Origin of the sequence: Nocardia speluncae NBRC 108251 (assembly GCF_001613245.1) — a bacterium.
GTDB lineage: Bacteria > Actinomycetota > Actinomycetes > Mycobacteriales > Mycobacteriaceae > Nocardia > Nocardia speluncae.
Map to the genome: position 1 here is coordinate 1 of NZ_BDBZ01000026.1, position 18875 is coordinate 18875.

Sequence of the window (18875 nt, forward strand, 5' to 3'; positions counted from 1 at the left end):
GGGCCCCGACCTCGAGCCGCGGAGCGGCTCCAAATTTCAGAACTGGATGCGCAGACGATCCGTAACCGGCCGCGCCTGGCAGCCGAGGATATAACCGGCCTCGATGTCCTCGGGATCCAGAATTTCGGCGTTCTCCATTTCGACCTTGCCCTCCAGCACCGTGCAGGCGCAGGATCCGCATTCGCCTTCCTGGCACGAATAGGGCACATCGAGACCTTTGTCGAGCATGATGTCGACCAGGGTCTGTTTCCGCGGCCAGCTGAGGTTGTGGACCTCGCCGTCCAGTTCCACTTCGACGGTGGCCGCGTCGGCGGCTTCCTCCGCGGAGATCTCGAGGGGCGCGCTGTCGGCGAAGGGGTCGCCGGCAAGGGAGTTGAAGATTTCGGCGTGGGTCCGGTTGCGCGGGACACCGAGTTGGCCGAGGGCGTCGTGGACGCCGTCCATGAACGGTTTCGGTCCGCACATGAATGCTGCGTAGCTGGTGTAGGGCCGGAACAGTTCGGCGAGCGCGGCGACCGTCGGCAGGCCCTGGACGGTTTCCAGCCAGTGCAGGACGACCAGCCGTTGCGGGTTCTTCTCTGCCAGCTCGCGTAGTTCGGTGGCGAAGATGACCGATTCGGGGTCGCGGTTGGCGTAGAAGAGCACGATCCGGCCGGTGCCGCGGTCCAGCGCGGATTTGAGGATCGACATCACGGGGGTGATGCCGCTGCCGCCGGCGCAGAGGAGCAGTTCGTCGTCGAGGTCCTTGGGGGTGAATACACCCGAGGGCGGAAGGACTTCCAGTTCGTCGCCCGGTTTGATGTTGTCGCAGAGCCAGTTGGAGCCGTATCCGTCTTTGGTCCGCTTCACCGTGACCTTCGGCAGGTCGTCGGTGAAGGGGGAACTGGCCAGGGAATAGCATCGCGCCACCGACCCGGTGCGGTCGCTGGGGATGCGCAGGGTGAGGAACTGGCCGGGCTGGTAGTTGAACTTTTCCCGGGCCTGCTCCGGTACCTCGAAGACCAGCGAGCTCGCGTCGGTGGTTTCCGCGATGACCTGGGCGACCCGGAGTACGACGGATCGTGAGCCATGGGGCACTTCGACGGTGGTCATCTCGTCCTCTCGACACCTGGTGGCCGTTGGCATCCGCCTACGGCAAAACTAGAACGTGTTTCAATTTTAGCCTATGCCGGCTGCCTGTTGTCGAGTGAGCTGACCCTCGAGTCCGGCGACCAGCACGCCGACCCCGAAATCGTAGGAGTATTTGCCGCGTAGATCGGGCAGGTATTCCATTGCGCGGGCAACTCGCTCCGGCATCACCACATCGGGTGGGGTGTCGAGATTGCGCGGATTCACCCGGCGGCGGCCGAACAGGTAGGTGTGGATGGTCGCGTAACCGGCCAGGACGTTGCGGTCCTCGAAGCCGGCCTCGTAGAGGATCTCCATGATCGCGGCGATCAGGTCGAGCTGTTTACCGAGCATCTGCTCGATGAGAATGTCACCCAGGCCGGGGTGACGGCGCAGGCGTTCGTCGATCTGAGCGAGTAGATCGATCAGCCGGTCCTGCCATGTTCCCGACTCGGGTGGAGGTTTGCGGACCCCGGCGAGCGCGGCCGTGGCGACCAGGTCGAGTAGTTCGCGCTTATCGGCCACGTAGTAGTAGGGAGCCATGGGGGAGACGCCCAGTTCGCGCGAGAGCCGCCGCATGGATAATTTCTCCACCCCATCGGCACGCACGACCCGGAGTGCCGCCTCGACGATCTCCGTCTCCGAGAGGGTGCTGCCGCCCCCGCCCCCGCTCGTCTGCATTCGCACGACTCCCATTGCCACCTCTACATGCTGGGCGGCATGCGCCCGTCACGTTCTGTTCAGCTGCTTTTGCTCCCGCAGTCTAGAGGTCGCGTTCCGGGGTGAGCGTCCACATTACTCGAAAACTCTTTCTTTTTGTCAGTGTATGACGTTATGGTGTGACTGCGGTCGCATCCGGCGGCCGCAGCGCCGGCACTGTGCCACGGCCCACCGGCGGTATCCGAGGCGGTACCGCGGGAACCGTCGTGGCAGCCCCTGGCCGGCGCAGGCGCCAATCAGTGGAGGTAGCCATGGCGGACAACCGTTCCTTCGGACCGGCAGAAACCGATCACCGCGGACCGATCGGCACAGTCGAGAACCAGGCGAGCGAGGACGCTCCCATCGTCGAGGAGACCCTGATCGAAGAGGTGTCCATCGACGGTATGTGCGGCGTCTACTGATCGGGCCGGAGATGCTCGATCTGGAAACCCGTTGGCAGTTACATCCCCGCGTGGCGTTGCGGCCGGAACCGTTCGGCGCCCTGCTGTACCACTTCGGGACCCGCAAACTGTCGTTCCTGAAGAATCCGCGGATCGTCGAGATCGTGCGCTCCCTGCCCGGGCACACCTCGGCCCGCGCGGCCATCCGGGCCGCCGGTATCGGGGATTCCGCCGCCGATCCGTATGTGCAGGCACTGGCGAATCTGGCCGAATCGGACATGATCCAGCAGGCACCGGAAACGACCGTGCTCCCCGAGTCCGCGCCGTTCACCGGTGTCGGCCCCGCCGATCCGGCGGTCCGGCTGGTGGATCGGTTCGAATCCGGGCTGGCAGCGCCGATCTGCCTCACCTGGGAACTCACCTACGCATGCAACCTGTCGTGCGTGCACTGTCTGTCGTCCTCGGGCCGGCGGGATCCGAACGAACTCAGCACCGAGCAGTGCAAAGCACTGATCGACGAGTTCCAGCGGATGCAGGTGTTCTACGTGAACATCGGCGGTGGTGAGCCGACCGTGCGCCCGGATTTCTGGGAACTGGTGGACTACGCGACCGCCCATCAGGTGGGCGTGAAGTTCTCCACGAACGGTGTGCGAATCAACCCGGAGATCGCACAGCGGCTGGCCGCGAGCGACTATGTGGATGTCCAGATCTCGCTGGACGGCGCCGATGCCGAGGTGAACGACGCGGTGCGTGGGCCGGGGTCCTACGATACGGCGATCCGGGCGCTCGAGAATCTGGCGAACGCCGGATTCAAGGACGCGAAACTGTCCGTGGTGGCCACACGGCACAATATCGACCAGCTCGATCAGTTCAAGGAGATCGCCGATCGTTACGGCGCCACCCTGCGGCTCACCCGGCTTCGCCCGTCGGGCCGCGGTGCGGATGTCTGGGACGAACTGCATCCGCTGCCGGAACAGCAGCGAACTCTCTACGACTGGCTGGTCCGCAACGGCGACGGTGTACTCACCGGCGATTCGTTCTTCCACCTGTCCGCATACGGTGAGGCCCTGCCGGGTCTGAACATGTGCGGCGCCGGCCGGGTGGTGTGCCTGGTGGATCCGCTCGGCGACGTCTACGCCTGCCCGTTCGCGATCCACGAGCGGTTCCATGCCGGAAACGTCGTCACCGACGGCGGTTTCGCCACGGTATGGCAGGATTCGGAGCTGTTCAACGAGTTGCGCGAACCCAGCGATGGGGGTGCGTGCACCAAATGCGCGCATTACGACTCCTGCCGCGGCGGCTGTATGGCGGCGAAGTTCTTCACCGGACTGCCCGCCGACGGACCGGACCCGGAATGCGTCCAGGGTTACGGGGAAGCGGCGCTGGCCGATACCGGACGGATCATCCCGCGTCCGGCTGTCGACCATTCGCGCAAGACCACTGCGCGCCGGTCGCGTTCGGGTGGGCCGGTGCCGCTGACGTTGCTGCCTCCGGCGAAGCGTCCGGCTCGTGCCTGTGACGAGAGTCCGCTCATGTGAGAATTGTTCGATGACACCCGCCCTGGGCAATGGTAGCCGGATCATTGCCCGGGGCGGTTCCTCTTGTCCGTGCTATCGCTCCGGTGACCTATCTCATGACTGTGTCCACCGTCGTTCGGCAAATTTCTTCCGAACGAAACACTTTTTCCCGGACTGCTGATGTCTCGTAACGAATCGGCAGTTACCATCCGTGGAATGCGCCATGATCGCCTGCCCGACGGATTCGGGGTGCGGATCGACCCACGGGTACGCGCATACTCGGGGGGACGCATCCTGATCGGTGGCTCACCCGCTCGTTTGCTGCGCCTCGCTCCCGAGGCTGCGGAGATGATCGGCGACGGCTACCTGGAGGTGAACGGCCCGCAATCGGCGGTGGTTGCCAGACGGCTACTGGATTCCGGTGTCGCCAATCCCCGGCCGCGGCTGCTGCCGAAACCGGAGGACGTCACCGTCATCGTTCCGCTGCACAACAACCCCGCCGGTCTGCGGCGGCTCCTGGGAACCTTGAGCGGTCGCACTGTCATCGTGGTCGACGACGGTTCCGACGAACCGGTTCAGGTGCCCGACGAACACGGTCGCCGGTGCCAGGTGAAGGTGCTACGCCACGAGCAGCGTCGCGGTCCGGCGGCCGCACGCAATACCGGCCTGCGTGCCGCGTCCACCCAATTCGTGGCCTTCCTGGATTCCGACGTGGTGCCGCGCAGCGGCTGGCTCGAGGTGATGCTGGGGCATTTCAGCGATCCGCAGGTGGCGCTGGTCGCCCCGCGGATCGTCGCGCTGGACCCGGAATCCACCACCCTGGCCCGCTACGAACACACCCGTTCATCCCTGGACCTGGGGCGCCGGGAATCCGCGGTGCAGTCCGGTGGTGTCGTGTCCTATGTCCCGAGTGCGGCGCTGCTCGTGCGGCGTACGGTTCTCGAGGCCGAGGGCGGTTTCGACGAAAGTATGCAGGTGGCCGAGGATGTCGACCTGTGCTGGCGGCTGGAACGCGCGGGCTGGCGGCTGCGCTACGAACCGGCCGCGCATGTGGCACACGATCACCGGATCTCGTTCCGCGAATGGTTTCGCCGCAAACTGTTCTACGGTACCGGCGCCGCGCCGCTGAGCCGGCGGCACGCCGGAAAGGTTTCGCCGCTGCAGATACCCAAATGGACCGCGCTGTCCGCGATCTTCCTGGCGACCCGGAGCCGGTGGGGACTACTGGCCGCGGTACTGACCCTGCTGGTGCCGTTGCGCCGGCTGCGGATCGCGTTCGCGGGCGTGGACAACGCGACCGGGGTCGCGGCGATCTATGTGGCCCGCGGTTTCTTCGCCGGGTTGTGGCGGCTGTCCTCGGCGATGTTCCGCCATTACTGGCCGATAACCCTTGCGGCGATGCTGTTCTCCCGCCGGGTCCGCCAGACCGCGCTGACCCTGGCGCTCGCCGAGGGCGCCGTCGACTGGTACACCCATCGCGAGCCGGGAGGTCTGGACCCGATGCGCTATATCGCGTTCCGGCGGATCGACGATATCGGGTACGGCACCGGGCTATGGCTGGGTGCGTGGCGGGCCGGCAGCCCGGCCGCTTTGAGACCCACCGCCCCACCCCGATAGCGGGGCCGGGCACCATGGTGGACACGCTGATCATCGGTGGCGGAAGCGCCGGTTCGGTGCTGGCCGCGCGGCTCAGCGAGGATCCGGGGCGTACCGTGCGGCTCGTGGAAGCCGGTAGCCCTCGCCGGTCGGCGGCGGAATTCCCGCCCGAACTCGCCGACAGCGCCGCGCTGCCGGTGGGCGGCGAGGCACCGTGGCTGTGGCGGTATCCCGTGGCGCTCACTCCGGAACTTCCGGGACAGATCGTGCGTGGTCGCGGGATCGGCGGTTCGGGTGCGGTGAACGGCTGCTACTTCATCCGGGCCGCGGCGCGCGATTTCGCGGCCTGGAGCCGGGAGGCGGGCACGCGCGCCTGGGACTTCGAGGAAGTGCTGCCGTTCTTCCGTTCGCTGGAGAACGACGAGGACTACGGCGACTACCCCGGGCACAGCCGGACGGGTCCCGTGCCGGTCCGCCGGATCGCCCGGCCCAGCCGACTGGCCCAGGAATTTGCCACGACCTGCCTGGATCTCGGTTTCGGCGAGGTACCCGACTGGAATTCGATGCCCGGCGGGCCGGATACGGGTGTCGGTCCGGTGCCGTGCACGATCGGCGCGGCGGATTCTTCGGGACGGCATCGGCGCCTCGGCCCCGCCCACTCCTATCTCCTGCCCGCACTGTCGCGTCCGAACCTGATCGTGCAGGGCGACACCCTGGCGACCCGCCTGCGGTTCGCGGGGGACCGGGTCGTCGGGGCGGATTGCCTGATCGAGGGGAAACCGGAAACGATCCACGCCGATCGGGTCGTACTGTGCGCCGGCGCGATCGAATCCGCCGCGCTGCTTCTGCGTTCCGGTATCGGGCCCGCCGATCAGCTCGCGGAGCTGGGGATTCCGGTGATCGTCGCGGCGCCGGTCGGCCGGTGGACGGTCGACCACCCCGAGATCGGTATCGAGTACCGCCATCCGGCTCCCGCGGTCGGTGCGGTTCCGCTGGAATACGTGCTGGGTTTCGACGATATCGAGATCCGGCCCTATACGGTCGCCTTCGCTCCCGGGGTGCACCGGATGGGTGTCACCTTGATGCGGCCTACCAGTTCGGGCCGCCTTCGGCTGACGGGCTCCGACCCGTTCACGCCACCGCTGATCGAACAGAATTATCTGGCGACGGCCGCCGACCGTTCGCGCCTGCGGGCTGCGGTGGGACTGGCCGGCAAAATCCTGGACGTGATGTCGGCGGACTGGTCCGGCGGGACGGACGAGGGCGCGATATCCGATCACTGGCTGTACGAACGCCTCGGCAGCTCCCAGCATCTGGCCGGTACCTGCCGGATGGGCCGGTCCGACGATCCCCGAGCGGTGGTCGACGAGCGGTGCCGGGTGCACGGTGTGGACGGGCTGTCGGTGGTCGATCTCTCGGTGGTGCCGGTACCCCTCAGCCGGGGTCCGCACGCGACGGTGCTTCTGCTCGCCGAACGCGCCACGGCGGATCTGCGCTGAGCCCGACCGGAAACAATGGCGCACTGGATGTCTCGGAGGCACTCCATGCTATTCGGTACATGCACCGGCTACTGTCGCGCTAACGGAGCCGGGCCGGGCGGCAGGCTCATGACAACGACGCAGCTCGGCCGGGTGGCGCCACCGGTTCCGCTACGGTACTTTCCTCCGGTGCGGTACGCCGGTCGGGTGCCTCGCTGCCCGGAGCGCGTGTTCCGTCGCGGCCACGAATCCCGGCAGCGCGCCGCCCGCCCGCGGGTGCGGTCACCGGCTTTCGCCGCACCTCGACAGCCTGCGCCGGGGCAACCGGTCTGGTAGGTGAGCTGTATCGGTCGGGGATACAGCTCACCGGGTGGGCCGGGCGAAATACCAAGTGCCGCCGTGCAATATTGCGTCCCCATTTCCGACACCCCGGCCGGATCTACCCGGTAATCCACCGCCGAGCAAGTACTCTGGTCCCCTGGGAGGCCCGGCGCGGCAACGCGATCCGGCCCCCGGGAATCCGCACCCGGCGCCGAACACCGGGGAAGGTACGGCGCCGGTGCGGAAGGTCCCAGCGAACTTTCCGCGACCCCCGTTGTCCTGCGAAGATCCGGTCTATCGACCGCCGAGGCCGGACAGGGTGATACCGCGGACGAACGCCTTCTGCGCGAGCAGGTAGACCAGCAGCAGCGGGAACAGGATGAGTATCGACGCGGCCATCAGCACCGGCCAATTCGACACGTACTGGCCCTGCATCCACACCAATCCGAGGGTGACAGTGGAGATGTCCTCGCGCTGGATCATCACCAGCGGCCACAGAAAATCGTTCCAGACATTCACCCAGGTGAGTACCGCCAGCACCATGACCGCCGGTTTGGCGTTCGGCAACAGCACCCGCCAGTAGATCTGCCACGGTGAGCAGCCGTCGAGTACCGCGGCTTCTTCGAGTTCGGTGGGCAGCGTCCGGAAGAACTGCCGCATCAGATAGGTGCCGAAGGCGTTGCCGAACAGGCCCGGCACGATCAGCGCCCAGGGGGTATCCGCCCAGCCCAGGGTGCGGATGAGCAGGAACTGCGGAACAACGGTCACCGTGAGCGGGACCATGAGCGTCGCGAGATAGGCCACGAACAGGACCTCCCGGCCGCGGAAGCGCAGCCGGGCGAACGCGTACCCGGCCAGCGAACAGAAGAAGACCTGGCCGGCGGTGATACATCCCGCGTAGACGATGGTGTTGAGAAACATCCGGCCGAACGGCATCAGCTCGAAAACCGCTCCGTAGTTGGACCACTGCGGATCCCGGGGAAACAAGGCCGGGGTGGTGACTTCGGACTGTCGCTTCAGCGAACCCGCCAGCGCCCACAGGATCGGCAACAGGGAGCACCAGGCCATCGCGATGAGGGCCAGGTAGAGAGCTGCCGCCCGGCCGAGAGCCCGGGTCGGCCGCCACTGCGCCGCCCTCACGACTCCGCCGCGTTCTTGCGCGAGAACCACACGTGCGCGCCGGTGAGGGCCAGCAGAACCACGAAGACCAGCCACGCGATGGCGGAGGCATAGCCGGCGTCACCGAACGCGAACGCGTTCTGGAAGATCATGATGCCGAGGACGTAGGTGCCGGTCTCGGGCCCGCCGTGGCCGCCGGTGAGGACATAGATCTGGTCGAAGGCCTGTACCGCGTTGATGATCGAGACCACCAGGACGAACGACAGCGCGCCCCGGATCAGCGGTACGGTGATCGATAAGAAACGCCGGACGGCGCCCGCGCCGTCGATCTCCGCCGCCTCGTACAGCTCGTCCGGCACCCCTTGCATCGCGGCGAGCAGGACAACCGTCGCGAACGGGACGCTCTTCCACGTGGTGACCAGGCAGACCGAGACCATCGCCCACCACGGGTCCACCAACCACGGCACCGGCCCGATTCCGGCCCAGCCGAGCATCGTATTGAGCAACCCGTTGTTGGTATCGAAGACGAAACGCCAGATCACCGCCATCACCACACTCGACACCGCCAGCGGCAGGAACATGACGGCCCGGAAGAAAGTGATCCCCTTGATCCGCCGGTTCAGCGCCGCGGCGACGACGAGGCTTATCGCCACGGTCGGTAGCAAGGTGCCGAGCGTGAAGACGATCGTGTTCCGCAGGGCGATGGCGAACAGTGGGTCGGCAGTGAGCAACCGGCGGAAGTTCGTGAGTCCGGTGAACCGGATCGGGCCGAACAGATCCCACTCCTGAAAGCTCAGATAGAACGAGAAACCCAAGGGGAACAGCAGGAATATCAGCACAGCCAGCAGGTTGGGCGCGATGAACAAGCGCGCCGCCCGGGCCCGGCGCACGGCAAGCTCCGAGGGCCGCCGTGCCGGGGCAGGTTCGGGCGGGGGTGGTTTCGCGTGGACGGTCTTCTCGGTAGCGGTCATTGGTTGCGCAGCACCTCGTCGGCTTCGGGCGCGAGTCGGTTCTTCAGCGATGTCGCGGGCCTGGTGCCGCGGAGCACGGGCCCCAGATAGCGATCCATCAGGGCATCGATCCGCGCCCACGACGCGGTGACCGGTAGCGGCGCGGAGCGCGCCGGCCCCTCGACGAGAATGTTCAGGTTCTCGATATCGCTGTGCGCTCCGGCGAACCCGCGTGAGCGCACGGCGGATTTCCCGGCCGGGACGAAAAGCCCGGACTCCGCCACAACGGCCTGCCCGGCCGGCCCCGCCGCGAACTTCAAGAACTCCCAGGCCTGCTCCTTCCGTGGGCTGTCGGCGGATATGGCCAGGCCGGTAGTACCGATATTCGACCTTGCCCCATGACCATTCGGACCAACCGGTAGTGCCGTGATATCGAAATCCAGCTCCTCGGCGGCCGCAAAGGTCTGGTAGCGCCAGTGGCCGCCCATGGCGAGCGCCGCCTTGCCCTGCGTGAACAGATCCATGGTCGAGATCGACTGCTGATCCGCCGGAGTCGGCGCCACCTCGTGCCTGGTTGCCAGGTCGGCGTAGAACTGGACGCCCTCGATGAACGCATCGTCGGCGAAGGTCGTGCGGTCCGGGACGGTGCGCGGGCTGGTCCATTCGGCGCCGTTGTTGATGGCGAACAAACCGGCCGAATAGTACGGCACCCAGGTATCGGCGAACCCCCACTGCCCGACGCGTCCCGACCGCTCACGTTCGGTGAGCGCCTGGCAGATATCCAGGAATTCGGCGAAGCTCCAGGCGTCATCCCAGCATCCGGGCGCACGCAGCCCGGCCTCGTCGAACAGTTTCCGGTTGTAGAACAGGAAGTTCCCCGACCACTGCTCCGGCAGTGCGTACTGCCCACCCTTGAAACGGAAGGTGTCGTACAGCGCCGTGACACTGTCGGCCCCCAGTTCGGCGGCGAAGGAGGGATCGCGCTCGAGCATGGTGTTCAGGTCCAGTAGGACGCCGCGGTCGGCGAGTCCGGCATAGGTCTGCTCCCAGGCCATCAGCACGTCCGGGCATTTGCCACCCGCGCAGAAGGTGAGCATCTGCTGCATGGGGTCGGGTCCCGACAGCAGGGTCCGCACCCGGATATCCGGATACCGGCGGGCGAACTCGTCGATCACCCGCTGCCGGCCGTCGGCCTCGTCGGGGTTGGCCTGGAAGAAGAATGTCAGCGCGTCGTCCGCGTCGCTGCATCCGCTCAGCGCCGGAACCGCCAGCGAGGCGCCGATCCCACCGGCGATACGCAGGAACTCGCGCCGGCCCACAGCCGGTCCATGCTCCTGCACGCCGCGTCACCTCGTTCCTGCGCCGCGCTCGGTCGCGCAGAATCGTCCGGATCGGGAATCGTGGATCTTGTACCGCACGCCCTGTTCGGGGGCGTGCGGTAAGCAGATTGTCCAACGCCGAACCGCGGATCGGCTCGAACGACTCACCGGCTCCGAACTTTGCCCGGCGTTCCGGGCGGCGAGACCCGCCTCCTGTGGTGGCGGTGAGCGCACGACGTTCGCGGCCTGTCGCTGCGGTGTGGTCGGCGCCATGGGCAGCGCGGATAGTCGCCGGGTCAGTATTCGGCTCAGGCCGTCGACCCGTGTGCCGGCGACCGCAGCCGTCGGTGCTGGAGGTGACTGTGGCCGGCCGGGTTCAGATGAGGTTCTTCTGTTTCCTGATCCGGCGGCGGACATCGGCCATGAGGGCGTGGCTGCCGCCGTGGCGGAGGAAACGCGGGATGAAGCGGTTGACGAAACCGACGAAGTGGAAGAGCTTTTCGAAGCGGCGCTGATCAGCGGCGGTCCATTCGACCTGCATCTGTTCGCGGAAATAGGGGGCGAGAAAGCCGATGGTGAGGAAGCGCAACAGGCCACGGAACGGTATGCGCAGGTACCAGTGGATCATCCGGAGGTTCAGTAGATCGCCGAGATAGGCGCGGACGTAGTCGTCGAGGACGGCGTCTGCGCACGCCTGGTTCCAGTATTCGTCGAACTCGGCGCGGGTGGCCGGCCACATATCCTCGGTGACTTGAAGGGTGGTGCCCAACGAGGACGAGGAGCGGTAGAACGCCTCGTTCTGTTCCGGGTTCATCCTTCCGGACAGGAGCTGGTAGGTGTCCTCGAAGCCGACGTAGAGGCAGGCCGCGACCCAGAGCTGCAGGTTGCGGTCGAAGGCGTTGTATTTCACCGGGGCACCGGGTTCGGAACGTACCTGGCGGTGAGCGACGTTCACCGCCTCGCGGAAGGCCCTCTTCTCCTCGTCGTCGCCGAGGATGGCGACGGCCAGGTATTGGGTGGTGGTGCGGGCACGCTTCCAGGGGCGCTTCATCAGCGAACCCGATTCCACTGTGCTCTCGGCGACGCCGTAGCCGACGCCGGGGTGGGCCATCTGCATGATCACGTTCGCGGCGGCGCCGGCGAACTGCCAGAAGTCGAGGGCGTCGGTCAGTTGCAGGGGGCGCTTGGTGAAGGGGCGATGGGTGGTGCCGATCCGGATCCGGGTCTGCTCGGTGGTCAGCGGCAACTGATTTCCGGGCGGCGGGCCGTGCCGGCTGTCGGGTTGCCAGGGGTGTGCTGCGGCGGTCATGAGTGTCCTTCCCCAGAGATCCGGTGTGGTCTAAGTTACTCCAAATTCCGCCGACCGTCACTGGGTATGAAGGAACGGTCGCTAACTTATGCGTACTTGACCTTGGCAAGAAACACGCCTAGAACAGGTTTCAAGCCCCTATTGTCGACCAGGGATCTTTGCGAAAACCTTCCACCGCGACGTGAATCGTGCGTAACATACCGCTCCGACCCGGCCGTCTCAGACGTTCCCCGGTGGGGAGGGCGCGAAACGGCCGGACAAGGAAGGAGCGCAGCATGCTCAAACGGCTGGATCGCATACTCGGCTATGAGATGAAGGTGTCGGAATTCCTCGGCACCCTCATCATCCTCGCAATCCCGTACGGAATCATCGGAATCGTCTGGACGCTCACCCACACCTCGCATCTGCGCGAGATGCACGGTCTGGACGTGATCATTTCGTTCCTGGGTTCGATCGTGTGCTGGCCGGTGCTCACCTTCTCGAACGTGACGATGACCTGATGACGGCGCTGGTATGGCTCATCGACCGTGACCTCGATACGACCGGACCGGAACTGCCATGGTGACCACCGGAAAGAACGAGCCGGAGCAGCGCACCGACCTCGAGCAGGCCCTGCGCGATCTGAAAGGTCTCTGGCAGCGCCACCCCCAGCGCTCCTTGGAAACCCTCGGCCGTCAGGTCACGCTGGGGCGCGAGGCTGTGGTGGAAACGGTGAAATCGGTCGCCGCCCGCCGCTTCCCGTTCGCCGAGTTCGCGAAACAGTGCGGGTTCATGGCGAATGTTTCGGCCGCGCCCACCATTTTCGTCGCCATGCCGATCGCGGTCGTGGTGTCCATCCAGATCGGTGCGCTGGTGAACCAGGTCGGCGCCACCACGTTCATCGGCGCGGTCGCGGGCCTGGGCATCATCCGCCAGGGCGCCCCGCTGGTGACCTCGCTGATGATCGCGGGCGCGGTCGGTTCGGCCATCTGCGCCGACCTCGGCTCGCGCACCATCCGGGAAGAGATCGACGCGATGATGGTGATGGGGGTCGACCCCGTCCGGAGACTCGTGGCGCCACGGCTGGTGGCGGCCGTGGTGGTGAGCATGCTGCTGTGCGGGTTCATCGTGTTCGTCGGATTCGCGACCGCCTACATGTTCAATGTCTACGCCCAATCGGGCACACCGGGATCGTTCATCGGCTCGTTCGCCTCCTTCGCGGTGGCCGACGATATGGCGGTGGCGCTGGTCAAATCGGCGATCTTCGGGGTACTGACCGCGATCATCGCCTGCGATATCGGCCTGCACGCGGAAGGCGGGCCCGGTGGGGTGGCGAATGCGGTGAACTCGGCGGTGGTCTCGTCGGCGCTGATGCTGTTCGCTACCAACATCATCATCACGCAGGTGTACAACACCGTCTTCCCGGCGAAGGTGATCTGAGGTGGGTACTCCCTATACGCCGCCGGCGCTCAAACCGGTCCGGATGGTGGCCTCCGCGGCGGCGGTGCCGGTGGACGCCAACCGGCGGCTGGGTCACCAGGGGATCACCTTCGTCCAGGCGCTGTTCGCGATCCCCTTCGTGCTGAAGCACTATCGCAAGGAAGTGCTGCGGTTGACCGCCGATGTCGGGTGGGGAAACGGCTCGCTGGTCGTCGGTGGCGGCACCGTCGGTGTGGTGATCATTCTGTGCGGTTTCGGCGGAATCACCGTGGGAATGGAGGCCTTCAGCGCACTGAACCTGCTGACGATGGGCCCGCTCACGGGGGCGATATCCGGGTTCGCGACCACCCGCGAGTTAGCGCCGATTCTTGCCACACTCGCCTTCGCGATCCAGGCGGGCTGCCGATTCACCGCGCAACTGGGGTCGATGCGGATCGCCGAGGAGATCGACGCACTGGAATCCATCGCCATCCGCCCGCTGCCCTACCTGATGACCACCCGGATGATCGCGGCGACCCTGACCATCATCCCCCTCTACAGCGTGGGCCTGGCGGCGGCATACCTGGCCACGAAACTGTCGGTGCTGGTGCTGGGCGGGACCTCCGCGGGCACCTACGACCACTACTTCTACCAGTTCCTGCTCGGCCCGGACCTGTTCTTCTCGCTGCTCAAGGTTGTGGTGTTCGTCCTGCTGGCCACGTTCATCCAGTGTTACTACGGCTTCTTCGCGGCCGGCGGTCCCGAAGGTGTCGGAGTGGCGGCCGGGCAGGCGATCAAGATGGTGATCGTCGTGATGGTGTTCGCGAATCTGTTCTTGACACTGGCGATCTGGGGTATCGACCCCGGTTTCCGGATTTCGGGGTGAGGCGTCGATGATCGTCGATCACAGCGGCCGGGGGCCGCGGCCGTGGCATATGACCGTGGCGGGTCTGGTGATGCTGACCGTTCTGGCGGTGCTGCTGGGCCTGCTCGGTCTGCGATATACGGGACGTTTCGAGGACAGTGTCCTGGTGCGGGCGGTGCTCACCAGTACCGGCGACGGACTGCCGGAGCGCGCGGATGTGAAGTTCCGGGGCATGGTCGTCGGGGCGGTATCCGCTGTGGACGTGGTCGCCGCCGGGAAACGGCAACAAGTCGCGATCGACCTGGATTCCCGGATCGCACCGACCATTCCGGACAACGTCACCGCGCGGGTCGTCCCGAACAACCTGTTCGGGGTCACCGGTATCGAACTCGTGGACAACGGCGTCACACCGGGCCGCTTGGCCGCCGGCGCCGAAATCGCCGAGGACACCAGCGCGGGCACGGTCCAATTGCAGACCACGCTCACCGTGCTGCGTGACGTGCTGGACAAGATGCAGCCCGAAAAGCTGGGCCGGGTACTGGCCACCTTCTCCGAAGCGCTCGATCCCGCAGCGCGCGCACCGGGATCGACGATCGAGCGGCTGGACACCTGGGTTACCGAGATGCGCACTATCGAGGGCGTCGGGGAATTGCTGGGTGACCTGGGCCGCGCGACCACCGCATTGAGCGAATCGGCGCCGGAACTGGTGGGTGTGCTCTCCGAATCGGTGACCACCGCGCGCACCGTCACCGAACGGCGGGAGAACCTCGTCACCATGCTCGCCAACGCCGGCGGTGCGGTGGATTCGGTGAACAGCCTGTTCGCCCGGAACCCGGACGCGGCCAAGGAATTGGTGCCCGGGCTGGACGGCCTGTTCGGGGCGCTGGCACAGGATCCGGAGGCGATCCCGACCGCCGTCGCCGATCTCAATACCGCGCTCGGGAACCTGTCGGGCGCATTCGGCTGGGGAGCGCAGCGGCAGATGCGCTGGAGCCTGGATGTGTCGTTTACCCCGTTCCAGCAGTACACGGCGAAGGACTGCCCCCGCTACGGGGAGATGGCCGGTCCGCGCTGCGGTGGTCCGTCGGTTCCCCAGGTGGCCCCGGTGCAGCAGTACCCGCCGAATCTGCTGCCGGGGTGGCTGCCTGGAGCGGGCCCGAAACCGGAGCTACCCGCGGCCCCCGCACCGAATCCCGCGCTACCGCAGATCCCCGGTCTGCCGGTACTGCCCGGTCTGCCGATCCTGCCCGCCATTCCGGGAATCACCGCGCCCCTGTTCCCGGCGCCCGCGGGACCACCGGCCCCGCCGGGACAAGCTGTACCGCCGGGCCGGCCGGCCCCCGCGGCGGCGCCGGCCGGGCAGCCGATCTCCCGGTTACGCGGGCACGCCGCTGTCGCCGCGCTGCTCGGCCGCCAACCCACCACATCCGAATTACTGCTGCTCACTCCCGTGCTGGCGGGCGGCACGATCGACGTCTACTCCGAGGGGGCCGCCTGATGCGCCTGGCGCGGACAATCGCCGGTTTCAGTGTTTTCGCGGTAATCGCGATCGTGCTGACCTACACCATCTGGTCCACGCTGCAACGGTCGGTGCCGGGGGAGACCGAAACCTATTCGGCCACCTTCACCGATGTGATGGGCGTACGCGTCGGCGACGATGTGCGGATGGCCGGGGTGCGGGTGGGCCGGATCGATGCGATCGAGTTCGAACCGGATTACAAGGCCCGGCTGGTACTGCGGATCGCGGAACGGCAGCGGCTCACCGACACCACCAGGGCGCTGGTGCGGTATCAGAACCTGATCGGGCAGCGGTATATCGCGCTCTTGCCGGGCCAGGAGAAAGGTGCGCAGGTCGCGCCGGGTTCGCATATTCCGGTGGAGCGCACCGAACCCTCCTTCGATGTATCGGCGCTGCTGTCCGGGTTCGAACCGCTGTTCAGCGTGCTGCAACCGGACCAGATCAATTCGCTGTCCGATACCTTGGTCCAGGCGTTGCAGGGCGACGGGGTTTCGCTGAGCGCGCTCATCACCCAGGCCGCGGAACTGGCCACCACCTTCGGTGAACGGGACGAGATCCTGGGCGCGGTGATCACCAACCTGAGCAGTGTGATCGCCGGGCTGGCCAACCGCAGCCACGAACTGGAAACACTGATAACCCAGACCAGGGGCCTGATGGACGCCCTGTACGCCGAAGGCGAGACCCTGAAGGCTTCGGTGGATACGGTGGCACGTTCCACCGATTCGCTGACCGATCTGATCAGCACGGTCAAGCCGGATATTGCGCTGGCGCAGGACGAGGCGACCACGGCGGTGGAACTGCTGCTGCTCAACGGCGCCGCGCTGGACCGGGCGGCGATCGAACTGCCGAACGTCCTCAACGGCCTGGCCCGGTTCACCGGCTACGGCGCCTACGGCAACGCCTATATCTGCAACCTGGACGTCTCGCTGTGGGGTGTGCTGTTCCCGCCCGGACTGTTCTCCCAGATCGGCGGCGATTCGCAATCGGAGGTGTGCCGCTGATGGTGAGGTTACGAATACCGCTCGCGCACAATCGCTTCCTGTGGCAGGGGGTGATCGCCGCGGCCGCGGTGGCGCTGTTGGTCGGCGGGTCCGGTGTGCTCTCGCAGATGCGGCTCACCGACAAGACCGTGGTCGCGGAATTCGCGCAGGCCGCGGGGATGCGGGCAGGGGCCACGGTGGATGTTTCGGGTATCGAGGTCGGCGAGGTGCGTGCGGTGCGGCTGGCCGGCGACAAGGTCGAGGTCGAGATGAAGATCAGCCGCGACATCCGGGTGGCCACCGACGCCCGTGCGGCGATCGAGATGACCACCATCCTCGGCCGGTTGCATATCGAACTGATCCCGGGCGCGGGAGCGGAATCGCCGGACAACCGGATCCCGCTGGCCAATACCGCCGTGCCGTACAACCTGGCCAAAGTGATCCAGGATCCCACCTACAAATCGTCGTTCGAGCGGATCGAGCGGATCGACCCCGGCAAACTACGCCAGGCCTTGGATGTCTTCTCCCGGCAGATGGGAGATTCGCCGGAGCTCGCGGTGACCGCACTGGATTCGATCGGTTCGCTGGCCGAGGTGATCAATGCCCGGCGTGACGAGGTCGACCTGCTGCTCAAGAGCATGGACCAGGTATCGCAGCTGGTGGCCGACAACCAGAACAGCGTGCTCATGCTGCTCACCCGCGGGGAGGCGATCGGCAACGCGGTGGCCGTGCGTCAGGACATGCTGCGCCGGCTGCTGGACAACGTTGCCGCACTGTCGGGCCTGCTGCGGGATATGGGGCTGGAGAACAACGGCCGGCTCGGACCGCTGATCCAGAACCTCGACACCATGACGCAGGGTCTGGAGAAGAACAGGGACAACCTGGACCGGCTGTACGAGATCATGCCGGTCACCCTGCGGCAGTTCAACAATGTGCTGGGCAACGGGCCCTACGCCGATGTGTGGGCGCCCTGGTTCCTACCGGACAACTGGCTGTGCTTCGCGCAGGTCGTCGAGGGGTGTGGCAAATGAGGGTGCGGAGGATCGCGCGCGTGGTCGCCGCCGGAATCGCCGGACTCTGCGCGGCCGGCTGTGCGGTACTGCCCGACAGTATCGCCGGGCTACCGGAACAGTATCTGGGCGAACATATCCGGATCAGCGCCGATTTCGAGAATGTCGCCGGACTGTACGCAGGTAACGAGGTCGCCGTGCTCGGTGTGCCGGTGGGGCGGGTGGAAACCGTGACTCCGCGCGGAAGCTATGTCGAGGTCACCATGGCCCTGGACAAGGATGTCGAAGTACCGGCCGAGGCGATGGCCGCGCTGATCTCCCCGCAGCTGATCACCAACCGGCATGTCGAACTCGCCCCGGCCTACAGCGGTGCCGGGCCCACTCTCACCGATGGTGCACATATCCCACTGGAGCGGACGCGGGTACCGGTGGAGCTCGACCGGATCCTGGAGAACTTCGACCAGCTCGGTGCTGCGCTCAAAGGTGACAACGAGGTCGGACCGCTGGCCAGCCGGGTGCTTTTCCCGCTGCTCGAAGGTAACGGTGACCGCCTGCGCGAAACGCTCGACGATCTGTCCGCCGCGTTCGAGGTGACCTTCGCAAACAAGGATCAGATCGCCAACACCATCATCGAACTGAACGAAATCACCCAGGTCGTCGCCCAGAACGACCAGACCGTCCGCGATTTCAGCGCCCGGCTCACCGAACTGGTGCAGTTGATGGGCGAGCAGTCGCCGGGCCTGCACGCGGTGCTCGTGCAGTTGAACGATTTCGTCGACAACACCTCGACCCTCGTCGGGCAGAACCGGGACCAGCTGGCGGGCGCACTGCAACGGTTCGTCACCATCACCGCCCAGATGCGGGCCAACGCCCGCGGTCTCACCGAACTGGTGGATGTGGGCCCACTGTTCTTCGAAAACCTGGCCAACGGTGTGAGCCACGAACACCGGGCCTTCCGGGTGCACGGGCTGCTGGACAAGGCGCTACTGGACAATGAGGTGCTGTCCACCTTCTGCGAACGGATCCAGCTGCGCGCCGACGGGTGCCGCACCGGCCGGGTCCAGGATTTCGGTCCCGATTTCGGGATCACCGCCGCGCTGCTGGGGTTGACGCAATGAGCTGGATTTTTCCGGACCGCATCCGGCGGAGCGGGGGCATGCGGTCGAAGTGGGTTCGCAGGACCAGCCGGGTGGGGGCGGAGGGGGCCAGTGGCGAATGGACGGGTTGGGGGACCGGTCGTGGCGGGGTGGAGTCGGCCATGGGGGAAGGGATACGGTGGGCCATCCG

17 protein-coding genes are annotated in these 18875 nt (G+C 66.3%); 11 read left to right on the top strand and 6 right to left on the bottom strand.

Annotation, left to right across the window (positions count from 1 at the left end; all coding sequences use genetic code 11):
* Nucleotides 1-36: 36 nt before the first annotated feature.
* Together NS6_RS21590 and mftR2 are read right to left on the bottom strand one after the other, a co-directional pair.
* The gene (locus NS6_RS21590) at nucleotides 37-1092 is read right to left on the bottom strand and encodes a ferredoxin--NADP reductase (RefSeq protein ID WP_033246932.1); all 1056 of its coding nucleotides are present in this window, start codon (nucleotides 1090-1092) and stop codon (nucleotides 37-39) included.
* A 66-nt stretch (nucleotides 1093-1158) separates the two neighbouring features.
* Complete coding sequence (mftR2, locus tag NS6_RS21595) at nucleotides 1159-1803, bottom strand: mycofactocin system transcriptional regulator MftR2 (RefSeq protein ID WP_245669450.1); 645 nt, start codon at nucleotides 1801-1803, stop codon at nucleotides 1159-1161.
* Between the two features lie 275 nt (nucleotides 1804-2078).
* Here mftR2 and mftA point away from each other — a divergent pair, with 275 nt between their 5' ends.
* From mftA to mftG, 4 genes are all read left to right on the top strand, one after another.
* Nucleotides 2079-2228, top strand: a complete 150-nt coding sequence (gene mftA, locus NS6_RS21600; protein ID WP_063916007.1) for a mycofactocin precursor MftA — start codon at nucleotides 2079-2081, stop codon at nucleotides 2226-2228.
* An 11-nt stretch (nucleotides 2229-2239) separates the two neighbouring features.
* The gene (gene mftC, locus NS6_RS21605; RefSeq protein ID WP_084471278.1) at nucleotides 2240-3745 is read left to right on the top strand and encodes a mycofactocin radical SAM maturase; all 1506 of its coding nucleotides are present in this window, start codon (nucleotides 2240-2242) and stop codon (nucleotides 3743-3745) included.
* Between the two features lie 195 nt (nucleotides 3746-3940).
* The gene (gene mftF / locus NS6_RS21610; RefSeq protein WP_068044574.1) at nucleotides 3941-5341 is read left to right on the top strand and encodes a mycofactocin biosynthesis glycosyltransferase MftF; all 1401 of its coding nucleotides are present in this window, start codon (nucleotides 3941-3943) and stop codon (nucleotides 5339-5341) included.
* Nucleotides 5342-5355: 14 nt separating this feature from the next.
* On the top strand, nucleotides 5356-6819 hold the full coding sequence (gene mftG / locus NS6_RS21615; RefSeq protein ID WP_068044576.1) for a mycofactocin dehydrogenase MftG: 1464 nt from the start codon (nucleotides 5356-5358) through the stop codon (nucleotides 6817-6819).
* A 594-nt stretch (nucleotides 6820-7413) separates the two neighbouring features.
* Here the strand turns inward: mftG and NS6_RS21620 are convergent.
* The 4 genes from NS6_RS21620 to NS6_RS21635 all read right to left on the bottom strand — a co-directional run bounded on the left by NS6_RS21620 (nucleotide 7414) and on the right by NS6_RS21635 (nucleotide 11816).
* The gene (locus NS6_RS21620; RefSeq protein ID WP_068044600.1) at nucleotides 7414-8259 is read right to left on the bottom strand and encodes a carbohydrate ABC transporter permease; all 846 of its coding nucleotides are present in this window, start codon (nucleotides 8257-8259) and stop codon (nucleotides 7414-7416) included.
* Nucleotides 8256-9209, bottom strand: coding sequence for a carbohydrate ABC transporter permease (locus NS6_RS21625; RefSeq protein ID WP_084471276.1), 954 nt, complete (start codon nucleotides 9207-9209; stop codon nucleotides 8256-8258). Before NS6_RS21625 ends, NS6_RS21620 begins: the two co-directional genes overlap by 4 nt.
* Nucleotides 9206-10528 carry an ABC transporter substrate-binding protein gene (locus tag NS6_RS21630; protein ID WP_068044580.1) on the bottom strand — a complete coding sequence of 441 codons (1323 nt, stop codon included), beginning with the start codon at nucleotides 10526-10528 and terminating at the stop codon, nucleotides 9206-9208. The genes NS6_RS21625 and NS6_RS21630 overlap by 4 nt, the downstream gene beginning before the upstream one ends.
* A 355-nt stretch (nucleotides 10529-10883) precedes the next feature.
* A complete protein-coding gene (locus tag NS6_RS21635) occupies nucleotides 10884-11816 on the bottom strand; it encodes an oxygenase MpaB family protein (RefSeq protein ID WP_068044581.1) in 933 nt (310 codons plus the stop codon).
* 275 nt (nucleotides 11817-12091) lie between these two features.
* On the opposite strand from NS6_RS21635, the gene NS6_RS21640 reads away from it, so the two are divergent.
* Genes NS6_RS21640 through NS6_RS21670 form a run of 7 tightly spaced genes read left to right on the top strand, consistent with a single transcriptional unit; the run spans nucleotide 12092 to nucleotide 18706 of the window.
* Nucleotides 12092-12316: a hypothetical protein gene (locus NS6_RS21640; RefSeq protein ID WP_068044583.1), complete on the top strand. Its 225-nt coding sequence runs from the start codon at nucleotides 12092-12094 to the stop codon at nucleotides 12314-12316.
* 58 nt (nucleotides 12317-12374) lie between these two features.
* Nucleotides 12375-13235 (top strand): MlaE family ABC transporter permease, encoded by an 861-nt coding sequence (locus NS6_RS21645; RefSeq protein ID WP_068044586.1) that lies wholly within the window; start codon nucleotides 12375-12377, stop codon nucleotides 13233-13235.
* Between the two features lies 1 nt (nucleotide 13236).
* Entirely contained in the window at nucleotides 13237-14100 is an 864-nt protein-coding gene (locus NS6_RS21650; RefSeq protein ID WP_068044589.1) for an ABC transporter permease, read from the top strand.
* Nucleotides 14101-14107: 7 nt separating this feature from the next.
* On the top strand, nucleotides 14108-15577 hold the full coding sequence (locus NS6_RS21655) for an MCE family protein (protein ID WP_068044591.1): 1470 nt from the start codon (nucleotides 14108-14110) through the stop codon (nucleotides 15575-15577).
* Entirely contained in the window at nucleotides 15577-16599 is a 1023-nt protein-coding gene (locus NS6_RS21660) for an MCE family protein (RefSeq protein ID WP_068044594.1), read from the top strand. The genes NS6_RS21655 and NS6_RS21660 overlap by 1 nt, the downstream gene beginning before the upstream one ends.
* Nucleotides 16599-17609 (top strand): MCE family protein, encoded by a 1011-nt coding sequence (locus NS6_RS21665; RefSeq protein WP_068044603.1) that lies wholly within the window; start codon nucleotides 16599-16601, stop codon nucleotides 17607-17609. Before NS6_RS21660 ends, NS6_RS21665 begins: the two co-directional genes overlap by 1 nt.
* Nucleotides 17606-18706 carry an MCE family protein gene (locus NS6_RS21670; RefSeq protein ID WP_068044595.1) on the top strand — a complete coding sequence of 367 codons (1101 nt, stop codon included), beginning with the start codon at nucleotides 17606-17608 and terminating at the stop codon, nucleotides 18704-18706. The genes NS6_RS21665 and NS6_RS21670 overlap by 4 nt, the downstream gene beginning before the upstream one ends.
* Nucleotides 18707-18875: the final 169 nt, after the last annotated feature.

Excerpts from the sequence above, each read along its gene's own strand:
- NS6_RS21590 (WP_033246932.1), bottom strand. The coding sequence starts at position 1,092 with ATGACCACCGTCGAAGTGCCCCATGGCTCACGATCCGTCGTACTCCGG.
- mftR2 (WP_245669450.1), bottom strand. The coding sequence starts at position 1,803 with ATGGGAGTCGTGCGAATGCAGACGAGCGGGGGCGGGGGCGGCAGCACC.
- mftA (WP_063916007.1), top strand. The coding sequence starts at position 2,079 with ATGGCGGACAACCGTTCCTTCGGACCGGCAGAAACCGATCACCGCGGA.
- mftC (WP_084471278.1), top strand. The coding sequence starts at position 2,240 with ATGCTCGATCTGGAAACCCGTTGGCAGTTACATCCCCGCGTGGCGTTG.
- mftF (WP_068044574.1), top strand. The coding sequence starts at position 3,941 with ATGCGCCATGATCGCCTGCCCGACGGATTCGGGGTGCGGATCGACCCA.
- mftG (WP_068044576.1), top strand. The coding sequence starts at position 5,356 with ATGGTGGACACGCTGATCATCGGTGGCGGAAGCGCCGGTTCGGTGCTG.
- NS6_RS21625 (WP_084471276.1), bottom strand. The coding sequence starts at position 9,209 with ATGACCGCTACCGAGAAGACCGTCCACGCGAAACCACCCCCGCCCGAA.
- NS6_RS21635 (WP_068044581.1), bottom strand. The coding sequence starts at position 11,816 with ATGACCGCCGCAGCACACCCCTGGCAACCCGACAGCCGGCACGGCCCG.
- NS6_RS21640 (WP_068044583.1), top strand. The coding sequence starts at position 12,092 with ATGCTCAAACGGCTGGATCGCATACTCGGCTATGAGATGAAGGTGTCG.
- NS6_RS21645 (WP_068044586.1), top strand. The coding sequence starts at position 12,375 with ATGGTGACCACCGGAAAGAACGAGCCGGAGCAGCGCACCGACCTCGAG.
- NS6_RS21655 (WP_068044591.1), top strand. The coding sequence starts at position 14,108 with ATGATCGTCGATCACAGCGGCCGGGGGCCGCGGCCGTGGCATATGACC.
- NS6_RS21660 (WP_068044594.1), top strand. The coding sequence starts at position 15,577 with ATGCGCCTGGCGCGGACAATCGCCGGTTTCAGTGTTTTCGCGGTAATC.
- NS6_RS21665 (WP_068044603.1), top strand. The coding sequence starts at position 16,599 with ATGGTGAGGTTACGAATACCGCTCGCGCACAATCGCTTCCTGTGGCAG.
- NS6_RS21670 (WP_068044595.1), top strand. The coding sequence starts at position 17,606 with ATGAGGGTGCGGAGGATCGCGCGCGTGGTCGCCGCCGGAATCGCCGGA.